Origin of the sequence: Nonomuraea sp. NPDC051191 (genome assembly GCF_044455665.1) — a bacterium.
Lineage (GTDB): Bacteria > Actinomycetota > Actinomycetes > Streptosporangiales > Streptosporangiaceae > Nonomuraea.
Window position 1 is genome coordinate 12,297 of the sequence record NZ_JBITEZ010000028.1, and the last position, 10,298, is coordinate 22,594.

At 72.6% G+C, this 10,298-nt stretch carries 6 protein-coding genes; 4 read left to right on the forward strand and 2 right to left on the reverse strand.

The genetic code is table 11. The features are described 5' to 3' along the window. Nucleotides 1–16 precede the first annotated feature (16 nt). The 3 genes from ACIA8R_RS48870 (at nt 17) to ACIA8R_RS48880 (ending at nt 4,982) form a co-directional block, all read left to right on the forward strand. On the forward strand, nt 17–601 hold the full coding sequence (locus ACIA8R_RS48870) for a winged helix-turn-helix domain-containing protein (protein ID WP_357707330.1): 585 nt from the start codon (nt 17–19) through the stop codon (nt 599–601). Between the two features lies 1 nt (nt 602). Beyond that, nucleotides 603–1,841, forward strand: a complete 1,239-nt coding sequence (locus ACIA8R_RS48875) for an MFS transporter (RefSeq protein WP_397044757.1) — start codon at nt 603–605, stop codon at nt 1,839–1,841. Nucleotides 1,842–2,009: 168 nt separating this feature from the next. Further along, on the forward strand, nt 2,010–4,982 hold the full coding sequence (locus ACIA8R_RS48880; protein ID WP_397044759.1) for an AfsR/SARP family transcriptional regulator: 2,973 nt from the start codon (nt 2,010–2,012) through the stop codon (nt 4,980–4,982). A 145-nt stretch (nt 4,983–5,127) separates the two neighbouring features. Here the strand turns inward: ACIA8R_RS48880 and ACIA8R_RS48885 are convergent, their stop codons facing one another. Together ACIA8R_RS48885 and ACIA8R_RS48890 are read right to left on the reverse strand one after the other, a co-directional pair. Continuing rightward, nucleotides 5,128–5,610 carry a DUF5946 family protein gene (locus ACIA8R_RS48885; protein ID WP_397044761.1) on the reverse strand — a complete coding sequence of 161 codons (483 nt, stop codon included), beginning with the start codon at nt 5,608–5,610 and terminating at the stop codon, nt 5,128–5,130. Nucleotides 5,611–5,652: 42 nt separating this feature from the next. Further along, nucleotides 5,653–8,781: an ATP-binding protein gene (locus ACIA8R_RS48890; protein WP_397044763.1), complete on the reverse strand. Its 3,129-nt coding sequence runs from the start codon at nt 8,779–8,781 to the stop codon at nt 5,653–5,655. Between the two features lie 125 nt (nt 8,782–8,906). Between ACIA8R_RS48890 and ACIA8R_RS48895 the strand changes: the two genes are divergently transcribed. Then, complete coding sequence (locus ACIA8R_RS48895) at nt 8,907–10,052, forward strand: serine hydrolase domain-containing protein (protein WP_397044764.1); 1,146 nt, start codon at nt 8,907–8,909, stop codon at nt 10,050–10,052. Nucleotides 10,053–10,298: the final 246 nt, after the last annotated feature.

Here is a 10,298-nt window from a genome sequence, read left to right on the forward strand (position 1 = left end):
TCGTACGGGAGTGTCCATGGAACCGACCAGACCGGAACGGCGCGTACGCGTACAGGACCCCACCAAGCTGCGCGCGCTCGCCCATCCCCTACGGCTGCGCCTGCTGCGCTACCTGCTGGCGGCCGGCCCGCGAACGGCGGCGCAGTGCGCCGAGGCGCTCGGCGACACCGGCTCCAACTGCAGCTACCACCTGCACCAGCTCGCCCGCCACGGGTTGATCGAGCGCGCGCCCGCGCAGGGCGCCAACCGGCGCGACCGGCCGTGGCGCGCCGCCGCCACCGGCCTGGAGTTCCTGCCCGAGCCGGGGGACGAGCAGGGCCGCCAGGTCAACGACGCGCTGACCTCGCTGGAGCTGGACGAGGTGTTCCGGTCGCTCCAGCACTACCAGCGACAGCAGCACAAGCTGCCCGACCAGTGGCGGGAGAGCGCGACCTTCCACAACTACACGCTCTCGCTGACCCCCGAGGAACTGCGGCACCTCACCCTGACGCTGGACGCCGTCATCAGGCCGTACCTGCGCCCGGTGCGCGACGGGGCGCCGGGTGACGCCCTGCCGGTCAGCCTGAGCCTGCAGGCCTATCCCACACCGGAATTCATCTGACATGTTGATGCTGCTGCGTCACCGCGGATTCGTCCTCATCTGGATCGCCGGGCTCGCGTCGAGCGTGGCGAGCTGGCTGCTGATCACCGGGTTGCCCATCTACGTCTTCGGCGTCACCGGCTCGGCGCTGGTCACCTCCGCCGTGTTCCTCGTCGAGCTGTTGTGCGGCATCACCCTGGGATCGTTCGCCGGGGCGCTCGCCGACCGCTTCGACCGGTTCCGGCTGATGAGCGGCGTCGCGGTGGTGCAGGCGGTGGTGGTGCTGCCGCTGGTGGGCGAGCCGGGTCACCGCCTGTGGATCATCTGCGTGGTCGCCGGCGCCCAGGCCGTGCTGACCCAGACGTTCGACTCGGCCCGCAACGCCGCCCTGCCCCGGCTGGTCGAGGCCGCGCACCTGGTGCGCGCCAACAGCATGGTCGCGCTCAACACCAGCGCGGGACGCCTGATCGGCAGCTCGCTGGGCGGCTTCGCGATCACCCGGGAGGGAACCCGGTACCTGGCGATCGGCGCCGCCGTGGCGTTCGTGACGGCCGCCGCCCTGATCGCGGTCGCCCGCCGGACGGCCCGGTACGACGCCGCCGAACCGGCCACGGACGGCGGCGCCGCGTCGTTCTTCGCGAACTGGCGGTCCGGCCTGGTGACGATGATGCGCAACCGCGGCGTCCGGGCGACGTTCCAGAGCGTGGCGCTGGGCGGCGTCGCACAGGGCCTGTTCGTGGTGCTCTTCGTCGTCTTCGTCAGCCGCGCGCTGCACGCCGACGGCACGCTCACCGGCGTGCTGCGCGGTGTCCAGGCGATCGGCGGTGTGGCGGGCGGGCTCATCGTCGGCCTGCTCGGCGCGCGCCTGAGCCCCTGGTTGCTGATGAGCCTGGGCGCCGTCTCGTTCGGCCTGCTGAGTCTGACCATCTGGAACGGCCCGGCGCTCTCGCGTCAGGTCGAGATTTATGTCGTGCTTTTCATCCTGATCGGCGTGCCCGGAATCGCGTACAACAGCGGCGCGTTCGCGCAGATCCAGCAAAGCGTGTCCGACAGCGATCTGGGACGGGCCTTCGGCGCGTTCTACGTGGTCTACAACGCCTCACAAGGGCTGGGCATGGCGGCGGCCGGCGTGCTCGGCGACGTGCTCGACGTGGTGCTCGTCCTCAACGTGCAGGCCGTGCTGTACCTGGCCTCCGGCGCGGTGGCCTACTTCGCGTTGCGCCCGGCCCGCAGGCCGCAGACCGAAATCCTGCGGCAGTGATGTTTTTCGACCGGCATTAATCAGTAACCGAATTTGCCGCTAGTGCACTGTTTAGCCTGCCTTTCCTCTGTTAGGCGCGATTTTCACCTCCATGTGATATCTCATCGATAGGAATCGAGATATGTGGACGGATGGGGCGGCGGCGTGCACTTCAGGATTCTCGGGCCAGTGCAGATCACCACCGACGGAGCACCCGTCGAGATCACCGCCCCCCGGCACCGCGCCGTGCTCGCGATGCTGCTGCTCGACGTCAACCACGTGGTGTCGGTCGACCGTCTCATCGAAGCGGTCTGGTCGGACGCGCCTCCCTCGACCGTCCGCAGCCAGATCTACACCTGCATCTCCGGCCTGCGGCGGCTGCTGAGACGGGCGGCGCTGCCCGCGCGGATCGTGACCAAGGCGCCCGGCTACCAGCTGCTCGCCCCCGCCGACAGCGTCGACCTGCACATCTTCGACCGGCTCGTGCAGGAGGCCGCCGCGGCCAGGGCACGCTCCGACACCGAAGCCGCCGCCGAGGCGTTGCGCCGGGCCCTGGCCCTGTGGCAGGGGGAGCCCCTGGCCGGTGTCGAGGGCGAACTGGTCGAGGCCGCCGCGGCCCGGCTGGCCGAACGCCGCCTGGACGTCCTGGAGCAGCGCTTCGAGCTCGAACTGGAACTGGGCCACCACCATCAGGTGCTGCACGAGCTGACCGCCAGGGCGGAGAGCCACCCGCTGCGCGAGCGGCTCTGGAGCCTGCTCATGATCGCGCTCTACCGCTCCGGCCGGCAGGCCGAGGCGCTGTCGCAGTTCCAGGTGGTCCGCAGCCGGCTGATCGACGAGCTCGGACTCGAACCCGGCCAGGAACTGCGCACCGCCGAACGGGTCATCCTCACCGACGGCGCCGCGGCGAGCGCCCCGCCGCCGGCGCCCGCGCCGCCGGTCTCCCCGCACGCCCCGCCGGCCGCCTTCAGCACCGTGTCGGCGCCGTACGTCGCGCCCCGGACGTTGCCGACCGACAGCCCGCACTACGTCGGACGGCAGACGTACGTCAGCCGCCTGCACGCCAAGCTCGCCGCCGTCGTGTCGCACGGTGAACGGCCGCACACCCCGCCCGTGGCCGTGCTCACCGGGCCGCCCGGCGTCGGCAAGACGGCCCTGGGCGTGCACATCGCCCACCAGCTCTACGACGCCTACCCCGACGGCCAGCTCTACCTGTCGCTCAGCGAGAAGGGCATGCCGATCACCGCCCACCGCGCGCTGGAGCGCATGCTCGCCATGCTCGGCGTGCCCGCCTACCTGCTCCCGGAGTCGGTGGAGGAACGCGCGGCCCTGTTCCGCAGCCGCATCGCCGACCGCCGCATCCTCATCATGCTCGACGACGCGGCCGACGACGCCCAGGTGGCGACGCTGCTGCCCGGCTCCAGCTCCTGCGGCCTGATCATCACCAGCCGGTGGCGGCTCGCCGGCATCCGCGGCGCCGACGTCGTCGAAGTGGACCCGCTGAGCCTCCAGGACGCCATCGACCTGCTGACGAACGTGGTGGGCCAGGCGCGCATCCTCGCCGAGCCGACCGCCGCGCTGGAGCTGGTCACCCTGTGCGGACGGCTGCCGCTGGCCCTGTGCATCGTGGCCGCCAGGCTGGCCGGGCGGCCGCACTGGTCGGTGGCCCAGCTGGTCGACCTGCTCTCGGCCGGGGAACACCGGCTCGACGAGCTCAGCTACGGCACGCTCAGCGTGCGGGACAGCCTGGCCTCGACGTACGAACGGCTGCCCGCGCCCGCCCGCCGGCTGTTCCGGCTGCTGGGCGTGCTCACCGTCCAGGACTTCCCGGTCTGGATCGCCGCGCCGCTGCTCGGCGAGGGGCACCACAGCGCCGCCCTGGAGATCCTGGTCGACGCCCACCTGATCGACGTGGTCCGCGGGCACGGCGTCTTCTCCCGCTACGCCATGCCGGATCGGGTGCTGCTCTACGCACGCGAGCTGCTGGCCGCCGAACCGGAGGACGAGCAGCACGCCGCTTTGGGCCGCGCCCTCGCCGCGTGGCTGACGTTGGCCGAGCAGGCGCACCGGCGCGAGCACGGCGGCGACTACGCGCGCATCCACGGCCGGACCCCGCGCTGGGCCCTGCCCGAGGACCTGCTGGACCAGCTGCTGGCCGAACCGGCCGAGTGGTTCGGCCAGGAACACGCCGCGATCACGACCGCGGCCCGGCAGGCGGCCACCCACGGATATCCGGAGACCAGCTGGGACCTGTCCCTGACCGTCGTGCCGTTCCTCCAGGCACGGTGCGCCTGGGACGACTGGCGCTCCACGCACGAGGCGGCGCTGGAGGCCTGCCGCGCGCAGAACAACCGTCGCGGCGAGGCGGCGATGTTGTACTCGCTGGGCGTGCTGGCCCTCGAACAACAACGCTTCGACGAGGCGCGCGCCCACCTCGGCCTCGCGATGCGAGTGTTCACCGAGGTCGGCGAGGCCCACGGCCGTGCCCTGGGCCTGCGCCACCTCGGCGCCCTGGACCACTTGCGCGGACACTCCGACCTGGCGGTCAGCCGGTACGAGGAGTCGGTCGCCCTGCTCCGCGACCTCGACGACCCGGTCACCGAGGCCGACGTCCTGTGCCGGCTGGCCGGGATCATGATCGACCGCGGCGACCGCGACCGGGCCGGGAAGCTGCTGGAGAACGCGCTGCGGCTGGTCTGGGAGGTCGGCTGCCGGCTCGTCGAGGTACGGATCCGGCAGCAGCAGGGCAACCTGTACCTGGGCGACGACGATCTGGAACGCGCGGAGATGCACTTCTCGCTGGCGCTGGAGGAGGCCAGGCTGGGCCGCGACCGGCTCGCCGAGGCCGCCGCCCTCCTCGGCATCGGCATGGTCCAGCACCGGGAGGGCCGGTACGACCAGGCGGTCGGCACGGTCGAACAGTCCTTCGCCCTCGCCCAGCGATGCGGGGAGCGGACCCTGTCCGGGCGGTGCCGCGTCGTCCTGGCGGAACTGTGCTGCGACGCCGGGCGCGTCGACGAGGCGCACAGCTCGGTGCAGCAGGCGCTGTCGCTGCTGTCCCAGACCGGCGACGCGGTGTGGGAGCAGCGGGCCCTCGCCGTGCTGGCCCGCGTCCGCACCCACCTGTCGCCCCCGCCCGCCCGTCCCGGCGAAGGGACGTGACCGCCGGGCGCTCGCCACGTGATCCCGAAGACCGCCGAGGACGCCTGCCCCTCGCCGAACTCCCCTCCGGCCACCACTTCGTGACTGGGCTGCTCGGCCACCCATCATGACCAACAAGCGGCGACGTCCCGACGCGCACCCCCGGTCAGTCCTGGACGGATCTCCAGGACTCCACGGTCGCCTCGGCGATGGTCTCGATGCGGTGGCCGTATGCCGGATGCCCATCGGACACGAAACTGCCGTCCCCGGCCGGGAGGCGGCAGAAGGTGGCACGGAAGGACGCGGGCGGTCCGCCCGGGGGGAGCGGCGCGTACGCTGCCAACAGCTCCACGTCCTGGTGCCCTCCGTGCTTGTTCCGCGCCACCTGACGGGCCCCCACGCGAAGCAGCGCGTCAAGACCCTGATCGACGTAGAGCTGCAGTTGGCGGAACTGGCCGTCGAGATGCCTCGGGTGAGCCCTGGAAGGATGCTGCAGGAGAAACGCACAGACCACCAGCGGGTGCCATCTGTACATCCGAGCATCGGCCTGTTCTTCGGCGAGGACGGCGTGGTAGTAGTCCACGCAGGTGCCCAACGGGCCTGCGGCCGCGCCGCACTCACACCGACCCACGTCAGGGCTGTCCGCCATGATCCGCACGATAGGCGGCCAGGAAGGACATTGTCGACGAGATTACCTCAGCCGGTCGGCGGCCTCGTCAGGAGGCAAGGCGGCGCCCTGCTGGTAGGCGGTGTCGTAGGCGGGACGACCGAGACGGGACGCGAGCGTGTCCGCCAAAGTGCGCAGTTCGATGTCGCCGTGGTCGAAGGTGCCGCGGATGGCCTGGCTCAGGCCGAGCGCGGTGGCCGCGCCGGCCGGGTCGTCCTCCAGGAACAGCAGCCGGGCCAGGAGATGAGCGGCCGAGGGGACGTCCATGGTCGCCCGCGCGGCCCGGACGGCCCCGGGCAGCAACGCCCGCGCGGCCGCGGCCTCCCCGGCGGTGAGGAGGTTCGACATCCTGGCGGGCGTCAGCAGGTTCGCGATCGTCTCCGGGGCGATGCGGGCCTGGCGGGCGAGCGTCTCGATGCGGTCGAGCTCCCGGCCGGCCCGTTCGATGTCGCCGCGGCGGCGGCACAGCTCGGCCCGCCTGCCCAGGACGTCGATCTCCAGGACGGGCTGACCTCGCTCCCAGGCCGCCCGTTCGGCGGCTTCGATGTCGTGCCCGGCGCCGGTGAGGTCGCCGGTGCGCATGCGTTCGGCGGCGAGCCCGAGCCGGGCCGAGACCTCGTCCTGCGAGCCGAGATCGGCGGCGATCGCGATGGTGCGCTCGTAGGCGGCGATCGCCTGGTCGTGTTCGCCGCCGACGGCGTGGATCTGCGCCAGCCCGTACAGGGCCTTGGCCGTCCACCATCGGTCGCCCGTCTCCTCGAACGCGCGCAGCGCCGCCGCCATCGCGGTCGCGGAGTTCGCCCGGTCGCCCCGCTGCCGGTGACGCATGGCTTCGATCATGAGGGTGCAGGCGGTCGCCCAGCGGTCCGAGCCGTCGCGCACGCGGGCGATCTCCCGGTCGACCAGCTCCTGCGGCCCGATCACCGCCGCCATGGGCAGCACGACGGTCAGCAGCATCGGATGGCGTCGCAGCGCGCCCGTGCGCGCGCAGTCGTCGACGAGCGCGCGCAGGCGCTCGGGGTCCTGGATCGGCCCGCCCTCGCCGGCCACCAGGTGGATCGCGGTGAACGCGGCCCGGGCGTCGGCGGGCAGCGCGTCGCCGAACGCGGCCACCTTGGCGACGTAGGAGCCGGCCCGGGCGTCGTAGCGGAGCACGACCCAGTACCAGTACAGCGGGCCGAGGAGCCGGGCGGCCGTGTGGGCGTCGCCGGCGTCGATGGCCGTGTGCAGGGCGAACACCAGGTTGTCGTGTTCGGCCTGGAACAGCCGCAGCGACTCCGCCTGCCCTTCCGAGCGCAACGACCGCTCGTGCCCCGCGGCCAGATCGGCGAAGTGCCGGACGAACCCACGCAGGACGGCCTCGGCCTCGCCCGCCTGGCGAAGCTTGCCGGCCGAATGGGCGCGAATGGTCTCCAGCATCCGGTACGCGTCGCCGGACCGCTCCACGATCGACTTGCCGACCAGGGAGTCCAGCAGATCGGCGACCTCGCCGGCAGGAAGCGTCCCGTCGGAGCAGACCGCCTCGATCGCGGCCGTCCCGGTCCGCCCCGGGAAGATCGAGATCCGGCGGGCGAGCACGCGTTCCTGGTCGGTGAGGAGGTCCCAGCTCCATTCGATGACCGCGTGGAGGGTCTGCTGGCGGGGCTGCGCGGCCCGGTTGCCGGTGCTGAGCAGCCGGAAGCGGTCGTCCAGCCGCCTGGCGACCTGCTCGGCGCTCATGGTCCGCAGCCGCGCGGCGGCCAGTTCGAGGGCCAGGGGCAGCCCGTCCAGCCGGCGCACGATGTCCACGACCGCGGCCGTGCCGGCGGCGTCCAGGGCGAAGCCGGGCTGGACGGCCGTCGCGCGATCGCGGAACAGGCGCACCGCGTCCGACCCGGCGGCCTGGGCGACGTCCGCGTGTGCCGGCGGCAGGCCGAGCGGGCCCAGCCGGCACAGCGCCTCGCCCATCACCTCCAGCGGTTCCCGGCTCGTGGCCAGGACGGTCAGGTACGGCAGGCGCTCCAGCAGGTGCCCGGCGAACTCCGCGACGGGGCCGCCGATCTGCTCGCAGTTGTCGAGCACCAGCACGCCCTCGCCGCCGGCCAGCAGGTCGACCACCCGCTCCAGAGGCGTGCCGGAAGGCTGCACGCCGGCGGGGCCGAGCGTGCCCAGCACCGCCTCGAGCAGCCCGCCGGCCGTGGTCACCCCGGCCAGCAGGACGAGCCAGACGCGGCCCCGCTGACGGGCTCGATGGCGGCTCGCCGCCTCGATCGCCAGCCGGGTCTTGCCCACCCCTCCCGGCCCCACGACGGTGACCAGCCGGGAGGTCTCCAGCGAACCGGTCAGCAGTCCCAGTTCGTCCGCCCGGCCGACGAAGCTGGTCAGCGGGGCCGGCAGCCGTCCCCGCGCCGCCTGCGGCCGGGTCCGGTCCGGCTCGCGGCGCTCCGGCTCGCCGCGCAGCACGGCCAGGTGCGTGTCGCGCAGCCTCTCGGACGGGTCGACCCCCAGTTCCTCGGCGAGCGTGCCGCGGACCTGCTCGAACACGGCCAGCGCATCGGACCGTCGGCCCGCCGCGTGCAGGGCGCGCATGCGCAGCCCGGCCAGCCGTTCACGCAACGGGTGGGCGGCGGCCATGGCCGCCATGTCGGCCAGGACGTCGTCGTGGCGTCCCAGGCGCAGCTGCGCCTCGAACCGGTCCTCGACGGCCGCGACGCGCAACTCCTCAAGGCGTGGCGCGGCCGTACCGGCGAAGGGGGCGTCGCGCACGTCGGCCAGCGCGTCTCCCCGCCACAGCGCCAGCGCCTCCTCCAGCAGCGAGCCTGCTCGCCGCGCGGAGCCCGAGGCCAGCTCGCGACCGCCGCGCCTGGCCCTGTCCTCGAAACGGCAGGCGTCGACGTCCTCGGCGCGCACGTGCAGGAGGTATCCGCCGCCCGTCCACTCCAGGACCCCGGCCTCGCCCAGCGCCTTGCGCAGCCGGTGCACCAGGCCGTGCAGCGCGTTGACGGTGCCCCCGCGCGCGCCCCACAGGTCGTCGACGAGGGTGCCGGCCGGCACGGTCCCGCCTCCGGCCAGCGCCAGCCGGGCCAGCAGCGCGCGCACCATCACGCCGCCGGCGTCGACGGGCGCGCCGTCACGGGTGAAGGCCCGAACCGGTCCCAGCACCTCGATCCGCACAAGGGCCAAGGGTACGACGTCGTCGAAAGCAGTGCGATGTCGGCTGAAAGAGCGATCTAAGAGGCATGGAAGCGCTGGTCGGCACTGTGGAGGGCGTACAGGACAGACCACAGAAGGGCAGTGCGATGGCAACGCGCGAAAGAGTTCAGCGGGTGCTCGACCGGGCGGTGGCCGAGGTCGGCATCCCCGGCATCGTCGCCGAGGTCAAGGACGGCGACCGGACCTGGTTCGCCACCGCCGGCGTGGCCGACCTGAGAACCGGCGCCGCACGCCGGCCGGGCGAGCACGTGCACACGGGCAGCAGCGGCAAGGCGTTCACCGCCGCCGTACTGCTGAGCCTGGAGGCCGAGGGCAGGCTGGGCCTCGACGACCCGGTGCACACGTGGCTGCCGGGCGTCTTGGACGCCAACGGCTATGACGGCGACAAGATCACCATCCGGCACCTGCTCAGCAACACCAGCGGCCTGTTCCCCACGGGCCTGGCGCCCGAGGTCAGCCACCGTTACGCCACCCGCTCCGGGATCCTCCGGCACCGCTTCGACGCCTTCACCACCGGCGAGCTGCTGAGGGTGGCGACCTCCCAGCCTCCGGTCGGCGAACCCGGCGAACGGTTCGCCTACTCCAACGGCGGCTTCCACATCGCCGGGGCCGTCATCGAGAAGGTCACCGGCAGCACCTACGAGCAGGAGGTCGACCGCCGGGTCATCCGGCCGCTCGGCCTGACCCACACCCGCGTGCGCCCCCTCGACGACACCGGCTACCCCGCCCCGCACCCGCGCGCCTACTCCACCATGTTCTTCAAGGACGGCGTCGACCCGTCGACGATCACCCCTGAGAACTGGGAGTCGATGATGGAGGAGCCCGGCCTGCCGCCCCTGGACGTCACCGAGTTCAACACCTCCCTGGGCTGGTCGGCCGGCAACGTCGTCTCCACGACCGGCGACATGATCCGCTTCCTCGACGCGATGTCCACCGGGAGCCTGCTGCCGCCCGCACAACACCGGCAGATGTGGACCACCGTCCCGACCGAGGGCAGCCACTGGATGCCGTACGCGCGTTACGGCCTCGGCCTGTTCGAGCTCGACCCGGAGGCGACCGGCGGACGGACGCTGCGCGGCGTCGGCGGCAGCCTCTGGGGGTCCTGGCTCCTCGTGATCGGCACCTCCGACGGCCGGCACACCATCGCCGTCCACACCAACACCGAGTGGAAGACGTGGGACGTCATGTTCCAGCTCGTCGAGGCCGAGTTCGGCGTTTCCGTCGGCGCCTGAGCCACGACGGACCGAAGGGGGGCGCCGGAAATCAGGCGCCCCTCTTCGGGGGCGTGTACGGCGGGCGAGCGTCCGTACCCGGCGCGTGCTCGTACGCCGGTCGGAACCGGTGGAGCGGCGTCGCACACTTTTTGCGTGTCCGAAATCCCGATAAATACGGGCTTGTGGTCCATTGTGGCGCTCGGGAAGGATGCTGGCAGGCGGACGGTGATCCCGTCCGATCGCAGGCGAGACGAAGGACGCCGG